This is a genomic window from Bradyrhizobium sp. USDA 4472, assembly GCF_054058595.1.
In genome coordinates, this window is record NZ_JBSSAM010000001.1 from 2,276,419 (window position 1) to 2,292,989 (window position 16,571).

Consider the following 16,571-nt stretch of genomic DNA (forward strand, 5'->3'; position numbering starts at 1 on the left):
ACTGGCCCTGCCGCAAGATCAGCGCGGCTCTTCGGGCGAGGGCGGCGTGCCGTTGCCCGGCTGCAAATGCGGCGAGGGAATTTCCGGCGACGGGACGATGCCCGGCTTGGGCGCGGGGTGATCCATCAAAACGGATTCCGCAACCGATTGGGCCGAGGGCGCTGGCGGCCGTTCGGGCTGCGGCGCGGACACCGGATCGAGCTTCGGCTCGAACGCCGTCGCCGGCGGCGGCGCCTCGACCTGGCGCTTCGTCTTGCGCGGCACCGCGACGGTCTCGGCGGCGACATAGGCGATGCGCCGGCGCGCGCGCTGGGCGATGCCGCCGAGGAAATCGGCCATCGCCAGCAGCACCAGCAGGAAGTAGGTGGAGTTGCCGAATTTGGGCCACATCACGAATTCGGCCGCGGCCGCGCCGAAGATGATCAGCGACAGCAGATGATCCATCAGGAATTTGGCGCCGGGCCGCGCGCCCTTGACCACTTCGAGCAGCAGCAGCAACACGCCGAGCGCCAGCAGCAGATCAGCCAGGGTAACCGGCCAGGTCTCGCCCGTGATCATCGGCACCTTGAACAGCACGTCCGAAAAGGACACGCTGGGCATCAGGAAGGCGATGATATTGTACACCGCGAGCGGAATCAGGAGCAGCGGGAAACCGACCATCGGCAAATCGCCTTCTCGATCAAGATGTCCAGGCAGGACAATGCGGCGGCGAAGCATTGGCTCCGCCGCCGTCACTGTCATATCTCATGGGTTGGCCGAAATCAGGCAGGTGAAATCATTCTGCCCGGAGAAAGGTCCTAAACTTCAGGACTCTTTCTTCTTCAGGACCTGACGGCCCTTGTACATGCCGGTCTTGAGGTCGAGATGGTGCGGACGACGGAGCTCGCCGGAGTCCTTGTCTTCCACATAGGTCGGCTTCTTGATGGCGTCTGCCGAGCGGCGCATGCCACGGCGCGACGGCGAGGTTTTTCTTCTCGGAACGGCCATTTCAGTATCCTCTAGGGATTGGTGTTCATCCGGGCATCGTCCGCGGAGGGACGGCTCAGCACCCGCAAATACGAGGCGAGCTGAATGCCGATCAAGGCCGGGCTTATAGAGGAAGGCTGGCCGTAAAGCTAGGGTTCTGGGACGGAAAATGCGCCCGGAAATGGCCCGAAATCAGCGATTTTCCCGCCAGCAGGTCAAAAGCGAGGAGGCTTGCGCCCTCGCCACATAGGTCCCGGCCAGCCGACGAACGCCAGGCCCCGGGGTCCGGGCGCTGCGCTTGACCGGATTCGGCAGGATCGAGGCCAAAAGCGCCGCTTCCCGCGGGGAGAGGCTCGCGGCCGACTTGCCGAAGGCATACGCGCTCCCCGTCTCCGCTCCGAACTGGCCCTGGGGGCCGAGCTCCGCGATGTTGAGGTAAATTTCCAGGATCCGGTGCTTGGGCAGGACGAGGTCGATCCAGAGCGCCAGCGGAAATTCCAGCGCCTTGCGAACGAAATCCCGGCCCTGCCAGAGGAACAGGTTCTTTGCTACCTGCTGGGTGATGGTGGAGGCCCCACGGAACGGCGTACCGTCCTCCTGAGCGTCGTCGATCGCCTCGCGCAGCGCCCCCCAATCGATGCCGTGATGCTTGCAGAAATGGGCGTCCTCGGCTGCCACCACCGAGCGCGGCAAATAGGGCGACATCGCCGCCAGATCCATCCATTCCCGATGCATCGGCGCGCCCGTCAGCGAGCGCCAGGCCATCAGCGTCGAAACCGGACGACCGCTGCGGTAGAACGGCGCGACCACGTAGGGTGCGAGAGCCACGACCGCCAGCGCTACCAGCAGGATTTTGACGATGCGCAAATCGACCTTTCCGGCGGGAAATCAAACGCGGCCACGGATCCCGGCATTAAGTCTGTGATAATTCGGGCGTTTTCCAGCACTTTTTAGGCCTTCCAAACGATTGACTGGGGCGGGCGCATAAAGGATTGTCCGGCCGAATTTTAGTCCTGGAGCCTTTCTTGATGACCGGCACGTCCCCGTCCGATTTCGCCAAGCGTCTGGACAAGACCGCTGACGACACCGAGGCCTTGCTCGCTCGCCTGCTGTCGGACGACATCCTGCACGATGAGATCGCCCGCCCCAAGCGACTGATGGACGCAATGCGTTATTCGAGCCTCGGCGGCGGCAAGCGCCTGCGGCCGTTCCTGGTGGTCGAGAGCGCGGCCGTGTTCGGCGTTCCCCGCGAGGCCGCGCTGCTGGTCGGCGCCGCGCTTGAATGCATCCACTGCTATTCGCTGATCCATGACGATCTGCCGGCGATGGACAATTCGGACCTGCGCCGCGGCCGCCCCACCCTGCACAAGCAGACCGACGACGCCACCGCGATCCTCGCCGGCGATGGCCTGCTGACGATCGCCTTCGACATCATCACCCGCGACGAGGTCCATCGCGACGCCAATGTGCGGCTGCTCTTGACCCGCGCGCTGGCCCGCTGCGCCGGCATCGGCGGCATGGTCGGCGGTCAGATCCTCGATCTCGCCGGCGAAGGCCGCTTCGGCGGCAACGAGCCGATCGACGTCGCCCGCATTCAGCAGATGAAGACCGGCGCGCTGCTGCGCTACGGCTGCATCGCCGGCGCGCTCCTCGGCCAGGCCTCGAAGGCGGAATATCAGGCGCTCGACGATTACGGCCGCGCGCTCGGCGAAGCCTTCCAGATCGCCGACGACCTGCTCGATGTGGAAGGCGATGCGGCCGCGCTCGGAAAGCCGGCCGGCGCCGATGCTGCACTCGGCAAGACCACTTTCGTCACCCAGCTCGGCATCGAAGGCGCCAAGCAGCGGGTGCGCGATCTGCTCGCGCGCGCCGACAGCGCAGTCTCGATCTTCGGCGACCGCGCCGCCGTGTTGCAAGCCGCTGCGCGGTTTGTGGCTGAACGCAAGAACTGACGCGTTCATGGCGACCGAGGGCAAAGAAGATCCCGTCCTCGCCCGCTTCCGCCAGATGTCGCGGCCGATGCGGCTGATTTACTCGCGGCCGCGGACCTTCATCTCGCTCGGCGTCGGAATCCTCGTCTGCCTGCTCATGCCCGGCTCGTACCGGTTGGTGACTCGGCTGCTGTTCGGCTGGGATGCGCTGATCGCGGCCTATCTCGTGCTGGTTTACACGATGATGCTGTGCAACGACCACCAGCACATTCGCCGTGCGGCCGCGATGCAGGACGACGGCCGCTTCGTGATCCTGCTGGTGACGGCGACCGGTGCCTTCGCGAGCATTGCCGCGATCGTCTATGAGCTCGGCACGCCCCACCGCGGCGCGATGGAACTGACCGTTGCCATCACCACGATCGCGCTGTCCTGGGCCGCCGTGCACACGACCTTTGCGTTGCATTACGCCCATGACTATTACCGTCCGCCGTCCGGCGGATTGCAGTTCCCGAGCGGCGACAAGGAAGACCACGCCGACTATTGGGACTTCGTCTATTTCTCGTTCGTGATCGGCATGACCGCTCAGGTCTCGGATGTCGGCATCACCGACAAGACCATCCGCCGCACGGCCACGGCGCACGGCATCGTGTCTTTCATCTACAACACCGCGCTGCTGGCGCTGACGGTGAACATCGCGGCGAGCGCGATCTCGACTTGACCGCCGTCCGTACCGTCGCGCAGGACGGCGCTGACGCAGTGCCCCCTAATTGCACACCTCGACATTTGCGTCATTGTGGGGGCCGCCACCGCCGCGATATTCGAGATGACAGCCACGCGAGACCGGACGGCAGCCGAGGGTGTTGCAGAAAATCTGACCGCTGCCCGTGCCGCGGCCAGCGCCGGCGGCAGCGGCAATGCCCGCAGCGGCACCGTGGCCGCCCTCCGCTCCGGCAGCCGCACCGCCGGGCTGGCGACGCTGTCTTGCCGGACGCTCGTCCCGATCGTCGCGCTTGGCGGTTGCGGGCTTTGCGTCGCGCTTCCTGGCACACTCATTGTCGTCGTTCAGCACATAGCCGTCGCCACAAACGATCCTGGTGCATTTGTCGCCGTCGGACTTGAAACCGTGATCGCAGACCAGCGGGCAGACGCGCGACTGCCTTGACTTGATCGTGTCGAGCGCATCGGTGCTCGCCACCTTCACGTCGAGCTTGGTGCCGGCATAGCGATTGAACTGCGACAGCGACCGCTGCGAGGACGTGTTCCAGTTGCCATCGGCCTGGCCTGAGAAGCAACCGACGCGACCGAGCTCGGTCTGAACTGCGCGGCTGAGATCGGCCGGCGCGCTTGCTGGCGTCAACGCGGCGACATCGGTGCCGGAGAGGCTCGCCGAGCTGGCAGGCGCAGCGCCCGGCGCCGAGGCGGCGAGATTGACGCGCTGCTGCTCGGCAGCCGCAGCCTGCTGCTGCGCCTGCTCCTTGGCTTTCTGCGCGGCAAGCTGGGCCTGCTCGGCCGCCTTCGCATCGGCCGCAGCCTTGGTCTGCGCATCCTTCTGCGCGCCGAGCGCGGCGAGACGGTCGCGCTCGGCCTCCGCCTGTTTCGCCTTCTCGATCGCGACAGCGTGAACCTGCTCGGCCTCGATCTTGTCGAGCTGGAGCTTGGCGAGGCTCGCGTAGAACCCATCAGGGTGCTGGGCCAGGAAGGCTTCCCACGCCGGCTTGTTGCCGATTTGAAGCGCCAGTTCGTAGTCGCGGCGCATATCGGCTTGCGGATTGATCGCAGGTGCGGGCGCCGCCGCGGCCTTGACCGCCACCAACGGCACGTCTTCGCCGCCGAGCGAGCCGTAGACGAACGGCTCCTGCTTGTTGTTGGTGATCTTCAAGACGTCGTCGCGCACGAAGCCGAAGGCGCGGCGGACATCGAGGCCCGGCGTCGTCAGATGCTTCGACAGCGCAACCGTGAATGGGCTATTGCTGCCGTCACCGTCCTGCGCGGTGGAGCCGGCCTTGGCCGAATAGGCGATCAGGGTGTTGGGGCTGCCCGGCTCGACCTGCGCCAGGCCCCGCCCGATGCCGCGCGAGGCGATCGTGCGTTTCATGGTCTTGCCGAAGGGATTGTCACGGCAGGCGTCGAGGATCACCAGACGAAGCTGCTTGGCCGGCTCGATCGCGACAAGGATGCGGTCGAGCGACAACGCTTCGTCATACACGTCGGTGTCGCGTTCGAGCTTGGCGTCGACCGGAATCAGATAGTTGGCGCCGTCGACCTCGATGCCGTGGCCCGCGTAATAGACGACGGCGATATCGGCATCACGTGCAGAGTCGGCGAATTCGCGCAGCACGCGCCGCGTATCGAGCGCCGTCAGGTCGTGGCGGGAATCGACGACATCGAAGCCGGCATCCTTCAGCGTCGTCGCCATCACCGCACCGTCATTGACGGGGTTGGCGAGCGAGGGAGCGTGCTGATAGTCCGAGTTGGCGAGCACCAGCGCGACGCGCTTTCCGGCGAAGGCTGGCCCGGCGGCAAACATCAGCGCGACAGCGAGGAGCAATGGTCTGAACAAATTGCGCATGACGAGACTTCCAAATCCGGAGCAGTTCACACCCTCCGGGACGACCTTAGCAAGCTCCGCCATCCGCGCTTGTGATGGGGGTCACGAAGACGGCACCCTGGCAGGTTGAGGAGCCCCTTTTGTTAGTCGCGCCAGCGCGTTGGCGGTTCGCCGCCGAATCGGCGCGGGCCGGCTTCCCTAACCGTCCCCGATATGGCCCCGATACTGCGGCAGATCGTCCGTGATCTCGTGCCATGGCGCCTTGGAGCCGACGAAAATATGGGCGCTCGGGCGGATCGAGGGGGCGTCGACCAGGGTTCCCAAGGTGACATGGATCCATTGTCCTTCGCGAACCCTGGAATAAAGCAGCGAGCCGCAACGGGCGCAGTGCGCGTCATGGGTGGTGTCGTCCCCGTAGATCATCCGCTGGTCTTCACCCCCGATGAGGCGGAGCTGGCCGTACGCGATGCCGGCGAACGGCTTGAAGGCGGAACCGGTGGTGCGGCGGCAATTCGAGCAGTGGCAGTTCAATGCATAGGAAAACGCGTCCGCCACCTCGTAGCGGACGGCGCGGCAAAAGCATTCGCCGGCAAGGATACGAGCGTTCCGATGTTGTGAACCGGTCATGATGCCCTCGCGAAAATGGCAGAAGACAGCCATAGCGCGATTTGACGTGTACGACTAAGTTTCCGCGCAGCCATCATGCGAAAGGATGACCCATGAGCGAGAACCGGTCCAGCGTCGAAGCCGTCGTGCAATCCTATTTCGACGGGCTCTACGAGGGTGACGCCGACAAGCTCGGAGCCGTCTTTCATCCGTCCGCCGATCTGCGCTGGGTGGAAAACGGCGAGCTGAAGATCCTGACCGTGCCGGACTGGCTTGCCTGGGTCCGCAAACGTCCCTCGGCCAAGGCCGAAGGCAAGCCGCGCGAGGATTTCATCGTCACGATCGACCGCTCGGACGACAAGACCGCCTTCATCAAGGTCAAATGCCAGCTGCCGCCGCGGTTCTTCACGGATTATCTGGTGGCGATGAAACTCGCCGGCGGCTGGCAGATCGTGTCGAAATCGTATCGGTATGATCTGAAGGAATGAGGGGCCGCTGCCCGAATCGAGCCCACTCGTCCCTCACTCTCCGTCATTGCGGGTCGAAGCAATCCAGTATCCCGCCGCGGAGACAGCCTGGATTGCTTCGCTGCGCTCGCAATGACGGTGCGGATGACGCATCCGCACCTCACCTCCTTCCCCCCGAAAGTCACCCATGAATCTCGATCGTCGTTCCCTGCTCGCCTCGCTGTGCTGGATGGCCGCCTCTCCCGCATTTGCAGCTGACGCGCCGCAAGATCTCGAATCCTATGAGCGCGAGAGCGGCGGCCGGATCGGGGTCTATGCGGAGAATCTCGTCACCGGCGCGAAGCTCGCCTGGCGCGCGGACGAGCGCTTCGTGATGTGCTCGACGTTCAAGGCATCGCTCGCGGCGTGCGTGCTGGCGCGGGTGGATCGCCGCGAGGAGAAGCTCGCCGCAACGATCTCCTACGGCAAGGCCGATCTCCTGGAGTACGCACCGGTCGCGAAACAGAACCTCTCGGCCGGCGCGATGTCGGTGGCCGACATGTGCAAGGCGAGCGTCGAGCTCAGCGACAACACCTGCGCCAATTTGTTGCTGGCGCGGATCGGCGGCCCCGCCGCGCTCACCGCGTTCTGGCGCTCGATCGGCGATACCACATCGCGGCTCGACCATAATGAACCCGAGCTCAACCGCTCGCCGCCCGGCGATGTCAGGGACACCACGACGCCGGCGGCGATGGCTGGGAATCTCAAGCGGCTGGTGACAGGCGAGGCGCTGTCGGCGGCCTCAAGAGCCCAACTCACCGAATGGATGGTGGGTTGCAAGACCGGCGCGAACCGGCTGCGCGGCGGTCTGCCGGCAGGCTGGACGATCGGCGACAAGACGGGCAACAACGGCAAGGACGCATCGGGCGATATCGCGGTCGCCTGGCCTAAACCCGGTGCACCGATCCTGATCACCGCCTACACCCAGGGCGGCACACCTGATGCGGCGCAGCTCGAGGCCGTGTTCGCGCGGATCGGGCGCATGGTGGCCGAGCGGCTGGTGTAAGCCGTCTGCATTGACCTCTTGGCCGCTTCCGGGCCAAGACAGGTCATGATCGCAGCGAAATTCCAGACCTTCCTCATCCTGCTTGCGGTGCTGGCAGGCACGGCGCTGGTCGCACGCCGCTTCAACATGGCACCTGCCATTCTGCTGATGCTTTCCGGCGTCGGCCTGGCTTTCGTGCCGGGCATGCCGCCGGTGGAGCTGCCGCCGGAGCTGGTGCTGCTGATGGTGCTGCCGCCGCTGATCTACTCGGCGAGCGTCGCGATGAGCTGGCGCGAGTTCAGGAACAATCTGCGCCCCATCGTGCTGCTCGCGGTCGGCGCGGTCATCTTCACTGCGGCCATGGTCGCAACCGCGACCCATTATCTGATCGGCCTGCCCTGGGACGTCGGCTTCCTGTTGGGCGCAATCGTCGCGCCGCCCGACGTGGTGGCGCCGCTCGCGATCGCGCGCCGGCTGAACATGCCGCGCCGCCTCCTGGTCATCCTCGAGGGCGAAGGGCTCGCCAACGACGCCACGGCACTGATCCTCTACCGCTTCGCGCTCGCAGCGATCATGGTCGGACATTTCTCGTTGCCGCTGGCGGCCGGTGAATTTTCCCTCATCGTCGCGGGCGAAATCGCCTTCGGCATCGGCGTCGGCTGGCTGTCCCTGCGCTTCCGCAAATGGTCTGGGGATCCGCAGGTCGAGCTGACGCTGTCGCTGATCACGCCTTACGTCTCCTATTGGCTGCCGGAGCATGTCGGCGGCTCCGGCGTGATCGCGACCGTTGCCTGCGGCCTTTATGTCAGCTGGAACGGGCCGCTGCTGATATCGGCATCGACGCGGCTGCAAGGCATCTTCTTCTGGGATCTCATCATCTATCTGATCGAGGGCTTGCTGTTCCTGCTCACCGGCTTCCAGATGCGGGCGCTGTACGAGAAATCGAAGGCGTTCCCGCTCGACGACATCATGATCGCGACCGCCTTGGTCATGGCCATCATCGTCCTGGCGCGCTTCGCCTGGCTGTATCCCGCGACCTATCTGCCGCGAATGCTCTCGAAGTCGCTGCGAATGCGGGATCCATCGCCGCCCTGGCAATGGCCGTTCGCGCTCGCGTTCACCGGCGTGCGCGGCGCGGTGTCGCTGGCTGCCGCGCTGGCATTGCCGTTCACGCTGCCTGGGGGCGACGCCTTCCCCTATCGCGACCTGATCCTGTTCGTCGCCTTCGGCGTCATCTTCATCACGCTGATCGGCGTCGGCCTGACGCTGCCGCCGGTGGTGCGCTGGCTCGGCATCGCGCAAGCCGGCCGCGTTGAGCACGTCGCCGAACACGAGGCCGAGATCGCGGCACGGCGCCAGGCGCTGGACGCCGCGCTGAAATCGCTCGATGCCTTGACCGAGGAGAAGGAGGTCTCCGACGAGGTGATGCGGCTCCTGCGCGCCCGCCACGAAATCCGCCTCAACCAGCTTCCCGATTCACTGGATCCCGCCCACCACGACGTCTCCGCCGCCGGCACCGCGTTGACCCGCGAGTTGATCGAAGCCGAGCGCAAATTCATCCATGATCTCCTGCGCGACGGCCGGATCACCGACGAAACGCGGCGGAGGATCGAGCGCGATCTCGATCTGGAAGAGGCGAGCCTGGCGAACCGGGAGTATCGGGGCGGGCCGCTATAGCGGCTTTCTCGCCATTGCGGGGAGCCCGCGACAAGATCGGGAAGCAATCTTGCGCTGGCGATGAAGCAATCCAGACTGTCTCCGTGGAAAGATTCTGGATTGCTTCGCTGCGTTCGCAATGACCGGTGTTGAACGGTCTATCGACGCTCGCAATACGTCCGCATCGCCGCCACCACGGCCGTCGCGATCAACTCCTGCCGCTCCGGCGAGTTCATCGCCATCTCCTCGTCGCGGTTGATGATGGAGCCGGCTTCCAGCAGGACCGCGGCGCTCCGGGTCTGCGACAGCACGACAAGGCCGTCGTAGCGGTAGACGCCGACATCCTTGTCGAGCAATGGGTGGCGGTAATGGCCCATCAACGGCAGGGCGTACTGGGTGGCGTAGTGCAGGCCCTTAATCTTCAGCTCCCGGCCCAGCAGCCTGGCGAAGAGGAGGCTGGCGGCGAAGTGCGGATTGCGCTCGGACACGAACAGCGAGTGACCGCTGAAGCGGTCGCTGAAATAGCTCTTCGCGCCCTCGAACTCCCAAGGCTCGAGCATCTTGTCCGGCACGGAATCGTGGTGAATCGAGAGAAAGAAATCAGCATGCGCGGCGTTGGCCGTGCCGACGCGCTCGAGCAGGCTTGCGCGCGCGTTGCCCTCGGTCACCAGCACCCGGGTCGCGGCGAAGCCTGCCGAGGTCAAGCGCTCCCCGATCAGCCGCGCCAAATGCAGGTTGAAGCCGAATTCCACATCGTTGCGCGCGCTGGTCGCGCCTTGCGAGTCCGAGGTGTGTCCGACATCGAGAATGATCTTGAATTTGCGCGGATCGCATGTCTTCGGCGCAGGCGGCTTGATCGACGAGGGTCTGGGCTTTGCTCTCGCGGCCTTGCGCGCCGCGACCGCTTCGCCATGGTGAGCTGGCAAGACCAATAGCGGGATCAGCGACACAGCAAGAGCGGCGGTGATGCGCCACGCATTTTTCACACCGGCCCTTCCCCCTTCACCGTCACGCGCGCCCCCGAGCGGGTCCGCGTTCTGATCGGGAATTATCGTAGCAATGTAGGGCGGGTTAGCGAAGCGTAACCCGCCACTTCGCTCGGGCAGAAAATAGGGCGGATTAGCTGCGCCAATCCGCCCTACAATTTCGATGTCGAACGACGCTTACTCCGCCGCAGTGACCGGCGCCTTGGCGCCCTGGCCGTAGCGCTGGTCGATGTAGTCGATCACCAGTGCCTTGAAGTCGGCCGAGATGGTCGGGCCGCGCAGCGTGCGGAACTTCTTGCCGTCGACGAAAACAGGCGCGGCCGGCGCTTCGCCGGTGCCGGGCAAGGAGATGCCGATATTGGCGTGCTTGGATTCGCCGGGGCCGTTGACGATGCAGCCCATCACCGCGACGTTGAGCTCTTCGACACCAGGATATTTGCTCTTCCAGTTCGGCATCTCGTCGCGGATGAAATCCTGGATCGAGCGCGCCAGCTCCTGGAACGTGGTCGATGTGGTGCGGCCGCAACCGGGACACGCTGCAACCAGCGGCACGAAGGTGCGGAAGCCCATGGTCTGCAACAGCTCCTGGCCGACCTGCACCTCGCGGGTGCGATCGCCGCCGGGCTCCGGCGTCAGCGAGATGCGGATGGTGTCGCCGATGCCCTGCTGCAGCAGGATTCCGAGTGCGGCCGAGGACGCCACGATGCCCTTCGAGCCCATGCCGGCTTCGGTGAGGCCGAGATGGATGGCGTAATCGGAACGGCTGGCGAGATCCTGATAGACCGCGATCAGATCCTGCACCGCCGAGACCTTGGCGGAGAGGATGATGCGATCCTTGGGCATGCCGAGCTCTTCGGCGCGCGCGGCCGACAGCAGGGCCGACTGCACCATCGCCTCGCGCGTCACCGCGCGCACGTCGCGCGGATTGGCGGACGCGGCGTTCTCATCCATCAGCCTGGTCAGCAGTTCCTGGTCGAGCGAGCCCCAATTGGCGCCGATGCGCACCGGCTTGCCGTTCTTGTTCGCGATCTCGATGATGTCGGCGAACTGGGTGTCGCGCTTGTCCTTGAAGCCGACATTGCCGGGATTGATGCGGTACTTCGCCAGCGCTTCGGCGCAGGCCGGATAGGCCGCGAGCAGCTTGTGGCCGATATAGTGGAAGTCGCCGATCAGCGGCGTGGTGATGCCACGCTTGGCGAGGCCGTCGCGGATATGCGGGACGGCGGCCGCCGCCTCTTCGCGATCCACGGTGATGCGGACCATTTCGGAGCCGGCGCGCGCGAGCGCTGCGACCTGGGCGATGGTGCCGTCGATGTCGGCGGTGTCGGTATTGGTCATCGACTGGACGACGATCGGCGCGCCGCCGCCCACGCTGACGTTGCCGACCTTGACCTGGGTGGTCTTGTGCCGGGGCGCGGGGCCTGCGAGGTCGGAATCGATGGTGTTCTCGAGCTTGTTCATGGGGTCCAAATATCAGGTTTTGGTGACGTTCAGCAATGCATCAGCCGGCGCCGCGGCCGTTTGGCTCGGACGGTTAACCAGAAAAAGTCCAGCAATTACAAGGACGGCTGCCGCCCCAAAGGCCAGACTCAGGCTGTCGTGCATGATGAAATAGCTACCCACCACGCCAAACAAAGGGGTGATGAAGGTAAAAGCCGACAATTTGCTGGCCGAATAGGCCTTCACCAGCGCGAACCAAAGCGTGAACGTGGTTCCGACCACCCAGACAGCCTGAAAGGCCATCAAGGCGAACGACAGCGGCGACGGGGTGTGGCTGATGGTTTCCCCTGATAACAGGGCGGCGGTGCCGAGGATCGGGATCGAGGTTGCGACCTGATAGCCGAGCGCCTTCTCCGGCGCGGCGAAACGCAACCGCGTGCCCTTGGCGACGAGCGTGGTCGCGGCCCACAGCGATGCACCGCCGACGATCATGAGATCGCCGAGCAGCACATGTGAATCCACATTGGCCTGCGGGACGCCGATCGCGAGCGCGACGCCGGCAAAGCTCACGGCCAGTCCCAACCACTGCGTGCTGCCAAGGCGCTCGCCGAGCATCTGGTAGGAGCCGAGCGCGACGAAGAAGGGCGCGGTGTAGAGGAACACGACCGCGCGCGAGGCCGTGGTGAGGCGCAGGCCCTGGAAGATCAGCACGAACTCGAGGCCGAACATCAACCCGGCGATCAGGCCCGGCTTCCACGTGCCGTCATTCTCGAAAAATTTGACGCCCCGAAATGTACCGATGAGGAACAGCACCGGCAACGCGACCGTCGAGCGAATCATCGCCTGCAGCATCGGCGGGATATCGGGCAACACCAGCTTCACCGCAATCTGGTTGAAGCCCCAGGTCAGACATAGCATGAGCATCAGGGCGATGGCGCCGGCACTCAGCGGGCGCGCGGCGGACGGAATGGCTTGGAGTGGGGGCATGTCTTCCTGAGTCCCGGCTTGCGCCGTTGTTGCTTTAAGATGCTTTCTGACAATGAGTGCAGACGCCCGTGATCTCCACCACGGACAGCTTTGGTGCAAAGCCCGAGGCGCGCGCCGCGGCATTGAGATCCCCGGCAAAGGATCCTGACGGGATTTCGCCGACGAGGCCGCAGCGCTCGCAGATCAGAAACGCCACCGCCGAGGTCGCGTCGTGGTCGTGGGCAGCGCAGGCGAGATAGGCGTTGCGGCTCTCGATGCGGTGCACGAGGCCGTTCGCCATCAAGAAATCGAGCGCGCGATAGACGGTGATGGGCGCCGGCCGCGGCATCGACTTGGCCAGTTCGTCGATCACCTCATAGGCGCCGAGCGGGCGATGGCTGGAGAGCAGCGCGCCCAGCACCTGGCGGCGGATCGGCGTGAATTTCTGCGCGCGGGCGTCGCAAACCGCCTCCGCATGCGCCAGCGCGTCCGCGGTGCAGCGGCCGTGATCGTGGTCGGGCGTCGGAAATGCCGGCTTTGCGAGGGTCATTCGACCGGCGTTCTAGCATTTCGGCCAGGGAACCCAAAGCACGACCGCCACGATGGCGGTCAGCCATGCTTTTGCCGCGGGACAGCATCGCATCTACCTGCCATGAAATAATCATAAGCTAGCTTATTATATCCAAGCTTATTGGAGACCAAGCTTATGACCCGCGGGTCTGTCGACCAGAACTTCCTGTTCACGCTCGGCGAGCTCTACCGCCTCTTGCGCGTCTATGCCGACAAGGAGGCCTCGCGTTTCGGCATCACCCGCGCGCAATGGGCTGTGCTGGCCAAAGTCGAGCGCAGCGAGGGCATGAAGCAGTCGGAACTCGCCGAGTTGCTGGAGATGCAGCCCATCACGCTGACGCGGCTGATCGACAAGCTCTGTGACAGCGACTGGATCGAGCGTCGCAACGACGCCACCGACCGTCGGGTCAAGCGCCTCTACCTGAAGAAGGCCGGCCGGGCGCTGCTTGGCAAGATGAGCGGCCTCAAATCCGAGCTGACCGCCAACGCGCTCGACGGCATCAGCCCCGCGGACGCCCATCGTCTCCTCACCCAACTCGAAACCATCAAAGAAAACGTGCGAACCGCGATCCAGACATCAGGCGCGGAACAAGCGCGTAAGGAGCAGCGCTATGGCTGAACAAGTCCTCAAATTCCAGCCCGAGCAGAAAATCGACGGCGGCAAACCCAGCAAGAAGGCCGGAACCGATCCGCGCCGTCGCTTCGTCGCCGGGCTGCGCCGTCATCGTCGCTTTTTGCTGATGGTGGTGCTGCCGATCGTGGCCCTGATCGCAGGCCTGACCTTCTATCTCAATGGCGGCCGCTATGTCGGCACCGACGACGCCTATGTCGGCGCGCAGAAGGTGCTGGTGACGCCCGACATTTCGGGCAAGATCGTAAAGGTCGTCGTGAAGGAGGGCGAGCTCGTCAGGCAGGGCGACGAGCTGTTCGACATCGACCCGGTCCCGTTCCAGCTCGCCGTGGACGAGGCGAAGGCCCAGCTGATGCAGGCCAAGTCGACCTATGACAATCTCGTCGCCAACATCAAGATCTATGGCGACATGCTCGATCTCGCCCAGAAGGGCGTCGACCTGAAGCAGCGCGACGTCGAGCGCAAGCAGGCGCTGGTGAAGAACAATTACGGCTCCCAGCTCGATCTCGACAACGCCTCGAACGCGCTGGTCACGTCGGGCTCGATCGCACAATACGTCAAGCAGCAGATTTCGACCGCCAAGACCCAGCTGCTCGGCGACCCTGACCTGCCCCTGGAAAAATTCCCGGCCTACGCCCAGGCCAAGTCCAAGCTCGAGAATGCCCAGCGCAATCTCGACCATGCCGTGGTGCGGGCGTCGATGGATGGCGTTGCGACCCAGGTGGACCAGATCCAGCTCGGCCGCTACGTCGCCGCCGGCACGCCGGTGTTTTCCATCATCGACGTCGCCCATCCCTGGGTCGATGCCAATCCGAAGGAGAGCGATCTCACCTACGTCACCGCGGGACAGCCTGTCACCCTCGAGGTCGACGCGTTCCCGAACCACGTCTTCAAGGGCAAGATCGGTTCGCTCTCGCCCGGCACCGGCGCGCAATTCGCGATCCTGCCGCCGCAGAATGCCACCGGCAATTTCGTCAAGGTGGTGCAGCGCGTCCCGATCCGCATCTATTTCGACGAGAGCGACGACTACGTGAAGAAGCTGAAGGCCGGCATGAGCGTCTATGCCACCATCGACACCGGCCATCGGCGCTCGCTCGCCGGCCTGCTCGGCCTGTCGGCGAACGCAAGCCAAGACAAAGAGCAGGACTGATCCGATGTCCGGTCCCAATGCCAGCCTGATGGTCCCCGGCCTGCGCCGGAACATGGTGACGATCTGCGCCATGACGGCGACCATCATGCAGGCGCTGGACACGACCATCGCCAACGTCGCGCTGCCCTACATGCAAGGCACGCTGTCGGCCTCGCAGGACCAGATCAACTGGGTGCTGACCTCCTACATCGTCGCCGCCGCCATCATGACGGCGCCGGTGGGCTGGATCTCCAATCGCTTCGGCCGCAAGCGCATCTTCATCATTTGCGCGGCCGGCTTTACACTCGCATCCGTGCTGTGCGGGTTGGCGCAGGACATCAATCAGATGGTGCTGTTCCGCCTGCTCCAAGGCGTGTTCGGCGCGGCGCTGGTACCACTGTCGCAGTCCGTCATGCTCGACTATTACACGCTCCAGGAACGCGCCACGGCGATGTCGATCTGGGGCATGGGCGTGATGATGGGGCCGATCATGGGGCCTTCACTCGGCGCCTGGCTGACCGAGACCTATTCCTGGCACTGGGTGTTCTTCGTCAATTTGCCGTTCGGCGTCGTCACCGTGCTCGGGCTCGGCATCTTCATGGACGAGACCGACAAGAATCTCAGCCTGAAGTTCGACTGGTTCGGCTTTGGCGCGCTGGCGATTGCGATTGGCGCGCTTCAACTCGCGCTCGACCGCGGCGAGCAACTCGACTGGTTCGAGTCGGCCGAGATCGTGACCGAGTTCATCGTCTCGGGTATCGCCTTCTATTACTTCTTCGCGCACTCCTTGACGACCTCGCGGCCCTTCATCCAGTTCGCGCTGTTTCGGGATCGCAACTTCCTGACCGGCTGCATCTTCATGACCGTGATGGGCCTGGTGCTGTACTCGACCATGGCACTGGCCTCGCCTTACCTCCAAAACGTCATAGGCTATCCCATCATGACCGCCGGCGGCCTGCTTGCGAGCCGCGGCTTCGGCACTTTCTTCGCCATGATGATGGTCGGCCGCATCATGCGCTACATCGAGGCCCGTACGCTGATCATCTGCGGCCTGACGCTGACCGCCGCCTCGCTGTTCCAGATGACCGGCTGGACCGACCAAACCCAGGTGCCGGAGATCGTCGTCGTCAGCGTGATCCAAGGCTTTGGCTTCGGACTCGTCTTCGTTCCGCTCTCGACCGTGGCGTTCCTGACGCTGCCGAACCATCTGCGCACCGACGGCACCTCGATGCTGACGTTGATGCGTAACGTCGCCAGCTCTGTCGGCATCTCCGTCGTCATCGCCCAGCTGACGCAGGGCACGCGCAGGACCTATGCGATCCTCTCGGAGTCCATCAACCCGTTCAACCATGCGCTGCAGATGCCGAACGTGCGGAGCATGATCGACCTCTCCACCGATGCCGGCCGCGCCATGGCCGACCGCATGGTCAGCATCCAGTCGCAGATCATCGCGTTTGCGCGCGACTACCAGCTCGTGATGTTCTTCATCCTCTGCACCATCCCGCTGGCGCTGATGATCGGTTCGACCAAGGCGTCCTTGCGCAAGCAGGCGGCGGGGCCGGAACATGCGGTGATGGAGTAAAGGGCGCGGCTCGAGCCTTGTCGTCGTTGCGAGCGCAGCGAAGCAATCCAGACCTTCTCCGCAGCAGCA

17 protein-coding genes are annotated in these 16,571 nt (G+C 64.5%); 8 read left to right on the top strand and 9 right to left on the bottom strand.

Translation table 11 applies throughout. The features are described from left to right. Nucleotides 1-18 precede the first annotated feature (18 nt). The 3 genes from ACVWZ4_RS10360 to mtgA form a co-directional block, all read right to left on the bottom strand. Entirely contained in the window at nucleotides 19-660 is a 642-nt protein-coding gene (locus ACVWZ4_RS10360; RefSeq protein WP_456700728.1) for a hypothetical protein, read from the bottom strand. Nucleotides 661-804: 144 nt separating this feature from the next. Next, nucleotides 805-987: a 50S ribosomal protein L32 gene (gene rpmF, locus ACVWZ4_RS10365; protein ID WP_007598106.1), complete on the bottom strand. Its 183-nt coding sequence runs from the start codon at nucleotides 985-987 to the stop codon at nucleotides 805-807. A 171-nt stretch (nucleotides 988-1,158) separates the two neighbouring features. Then, the gene (mtgA, locus tag ACVWZ4_RS10370) at nucleotides 1,159-1,833 is read right to left on the bottom strand and encodes a monofunctional biosynthetic peptidoglycan transglycosylase (RefSeq protein ID WP_456700727.1); all 675 of its coding nucleotides are present in this window, start codon (nucleotides 1,831-1,833) and stop codon (nucleotides 1,159-1,161) included. A 161-nt stretch (nucleotides 1,834-1,994) separates the two neighbouring features. Between mtgA and ACVWZ4_RS10375 the strand changes: the two genes are divergently transcribed. Continuing rightward, nucleotides 1,995-2,918, top strand: coding sequence for a polyprenyl synthetase family protein (locus ACVWZ4_RS10375; protein ID WP_456738999.1), 924 nt, complete (start codon nucleotides 1,995-1,997; stop codon nucleotides 2,916-2,918). Between the two features lie 7 nt (nucleotides 2,919-2,925). Continuing rightward, the gene (locus ACVWZ4_RS10380; RefSeq protein WP_456740237.1) at nucleotides 2,926-3,615 is read left to right on the top strand and encodes a DUF1345 domain-containing protein; all 690 of its coding nucleotides are present in this window, start codon (nucleotides 2,926-2,928) and stop codon (nucleotides 3,613-3,615) included. A 45-nt stretch (nucleotides 3,616-3,660) separates the two neighbouring features. Here the strand turns inward: ACVWZ4_RS10380 and ACVWZ4_RS10385 are convergent, their stop codons facing one another. Then, a complete protein-coding gene (locus tag ACVWZ4_RS10385; RefSeq protein ID WP_456740238.1) occupies nucleotides 3,661-5,466 on the bottom strand; it encodes a caspase family protein in 1,806 nt (601 codons plus the stop codon). A 177-nt stretch (nucleotides 5,467-5,643) separates the two neighbouring features. Continuing rightward, entirely contained in the window at nucleotides 5,644-6,072 is a 429-nt protein-coding gene (locus tag ACVWZ4_RS10390) for a GFA family protein (RefSeq protein WP_456740239.1), read from the bottom strand. 92 nt (nucleotides 6,073-6,164) lie between these two features. Here ACVWZ4_RS10390 and ACVWZ4_RS10395 point away from each other — a divergent pair, with 92 nt between their 5' ends. The 3 genes from ACVWZ4_RS10395 (at nucleotide 6,165) to ACVWZ4_RS10405 (ending at nucleotide 9,219) form a co-directional block, all read left to right on the top strand. Next, nucleotides 6,165-6,539, top strand: a complete 375-nt coding sequence (locus tag ACVWZ4_RS10395) for a nuclear transport factor 2 family protein (RefSeq protein ID WP_456700724.1) — start codon at nucleotides 6,165-6,167, stop codon at nucleotides 6,537-6,539. 166 nt (nucleotides 6,540-6,705) lie between these two features. After that, the gene (gene bla / locus ACVWZ4_RS10400) at nucleotides 6,706-7,563 is read left to right on the top strand and encodes a class A beta-lactamase (protein ID WP_456700723.1); all 858 of its coding nucleotides are present in this window, start codon (nucleotides 6,706-6,708) and stop codon (nucleotides 7,561-7,563) included. A gap of 45 nt (nucleotides 7,564-7,608) precedes the next feature. After that, on the top strand, nucleotides 7,609-9,219 hold the full coding sequence (locus tag ACVWZ4_RS10405; protein ID WP_456736639.1) for a Na+/H+ antiporter: 1,611 nt from the start codon (nucleotides 7,609-7,611) through the stop codon (nucleotides 9,217-9,219). A 137-nt stretch (nucleotides 9,220-9,356) separates the two neighbouring features. On the opposite strand, the gene ACVWZ4_RS10410 is transcribed toward ACVWZ4_RS10405, so the two are convergent. The 4 genes from ACVWZ4_RS10410 to ACVWZ4_RS10425 form a co-directional block, all read right to left on the bottom strand. Continuing rightward, nucleotides 9,357-10,184, bottom strand: coding sequence for an N-acetylmuramoyl-L-alanine amidase (locus ACVWZ4_RS10410; RefSeq protein ID WP_456740240.1), 828 nt, complete (start codon nucleotides 10,182-10,184; stop codon nucleotides 9,357-9,359). Nucleotides 10,185-10,361: 177 nt separating this feature from the next. Beyond that, nucleotides 10,362-11,645 carry a flavodoxin-dependent (E)-4-hydroxy-3-methylbut-2-enyl-diphosphate synthase gene (gene ispG / locus ACVWZ4_RS10415; RefSeq protein WP_456700721.1) on the bottom strand — a complete coding sequence of 428 codons (1,284 nt, stop codon included), beginning with the start codon at nucleotides 11,643-11,645 and terminating at the stop codon, nucleotides 10,362-10,364. A gap of 12 nt (nucleotides 11,646-11,657) precedes the next feature. Then, entirely contained in the window at nucleotides 11,658-12,611 is a 954-nt protein-coding gene (locus ACVWZ4_RS10420) for a DMT family transporter (protein ID WP_456738257.1), read from the bottom strand. A gap of 34 nt (nucleotides 12,612-12,645) precedes the next feature. Continuing rightward, on the bottom strand, nucleotides 12,646-13,140 hold the full coding sequence (locus ACVWZ4_RS10425; RefSeq protein WP_456700720.1) for a Fur family transcriptional regulator: 495 nt from the start codon (nucleotides 13,138-13,140) through the stop codon (nucleotides 12,646-12,648). A gap of 156 nt (nucleotides 13,141-13,296) precedes the next feature. Here ACVWZ4_RS10425 and ACVWZ4_RS10430 point away from each other — a divergent pair, with 156 nt between their 5' ends. The 3 genes from ACVWZ4_RS10430 to ACVWZ4_RS10440 are packed head-to-tail and all read left to right on the top strand — an operon-like array spanning nucleotide 13,297 to nucleotide 16,502. Beyond that, complete coding sequence (locus ACVWZ4_RS10430; protein ID WP_092232161.1) at nucleotides 13,297-13,779, top strand: MarR family winged helix-turn-helix transcriptional regulator; 483 nt, start codon at nucleotides 13,297-13,299, stop codon at nucleotides 13,777-13,779. Beyond that, on the top strand, nucleotides 13,772-14,941 hold the full coding sequence (locus ACVWZ4_RS10435) for an HlyD family secretion protein (protein WP_456740241.1): 1,170 nt from the start codon (nucleotides 13,772-13,774) through the stop codon (nucleotides 14,939-14,941). The genes ACVWZ4_RS10430 and ACVWZ4_RS10435 overlap by 8 nt, the downstream gene beginning before the upstream one ends. A 4-nt stretch (nucleotides 14,942-14,945) precedes the next feature. Next, nucleotides 14,946-16,502 (top strand): DHA2 family efflux MFS transporter permease subunit, encoded by a 1,557-nt coding sequence (locus tag ACVWZ4_RS10440; RefSeq protein ID WP_456700717.1) that lies wholly within the window; start codon nucleotides 14,946-14,948, stop codon nucleotides 16,500-16,502. The last annotated feature ends 69 nt before the right edge of the window (nucleotides 16,503-16,571 follow it).

Coding starts and splice junctions, on each gene's coding strand:
- ACVWZ4_RS10360 (WP_456700728.1), bottom strand. CDS start 660: ATGGTCGGTTTCCCGCTGCTCCTGATTCCGCTCGCGGTGTACAATATC.
- rpmF (WP_007598106.1), bottom strand. CDS start 987: ATGGCCGTTCCGAGAAGAAAAACCTCGCCGTCGCGCCGTGGCATGCGC.
- ACVWZ4_RS10375 (WP_456738999.1), top strand. CDS start 1,995: ATGACCGGCACGTCCCCGTCCGATTTCGCCAAGCGTCTGGACAAGACC.
- ACVWZ4_RS10380 (WP_456740237.1), top strand. CDS start 2,926: ATGGCGACCGAGGGCAAAGAAGATCCCGTCCTCGCCCGCTTCCGCCAG.
- ACVWZ4_RS10385 (WP_456740238.1), bottom strand. CDS start 5,466: ATGCGCAATTTGTTCAGACCATTGCTCCTCGCTGTCGCGCTGATGTTT.
- ACVWZ4_RS10390 (WP_456740239.1), bottom strand. CDS start 6,072: ATGACCGGTTCACAACATCGGAACGCTCGTATCCTTGCCGGCGAATGC.
- ACVWZ4_RS10395 (WP_456700724.1), top strand. CDS start 6,165: ATGAGCGAGAACCGGTCCAGCGTCGAAGCCGTCGTGCAATCCTATTTC.
- bla (WP_456700723.1), top strand. CDS start 6,706: ATGAATCTCGATCGTCGTTCCCTGCTCGCCTCGCTGTGCTGGATGGCC.
- ACVWZ4_RS10405 (WP_456736639.1), top strand. CDS start 7,609: ATGATCGCAGCGAAATTCCAGACCTTCCTCATCCTGCTTGCGGTGCTG.
- ispG (WP_456700721.1), bottom strand. CDS start 11,645: ATGAACAAGCTCGAGAACACCATCGATTCCGACCTCGCAGGCCCCGCG.
- ACVWZ4_RS10420 (WP_456738257.1), bottom strand. CDS start 12,611: ATGCCCCCACTCCAAGCCATTCCGTCCGCCGCGCGCCCGCTGAGTGCC.
- ACVWZ4_RS10425 (WP_456700720.1), bottom strand. CDS start 13,140: ATGACCCTCGCAAAGCCGGCATTTCCGACGCCCGACCACGATCACGGC.
- ACVWZ4_RS10430 (WP_092232161.1), top strand. CDS start 13,297: ATGACCCGCGGGTCTGTCGACCAGAACTTCCTGTTCACGCTCGGCGAG.
- ACVWZ4_RS10435 (WP_456740241.1), top strand. CDS start 13,772: ATGGCTGAACAAGTCCTCAAATTCCAGCCCGAGCAGAAAATCGACGGC.
- ACVWZ4_RS10440 (WP_456700717.1), top strand. CDS start 14,946: ATGTCCGGTCCCAATGCCAGCCTGATGGTCCCCGGCCTGCGCCGGAAC.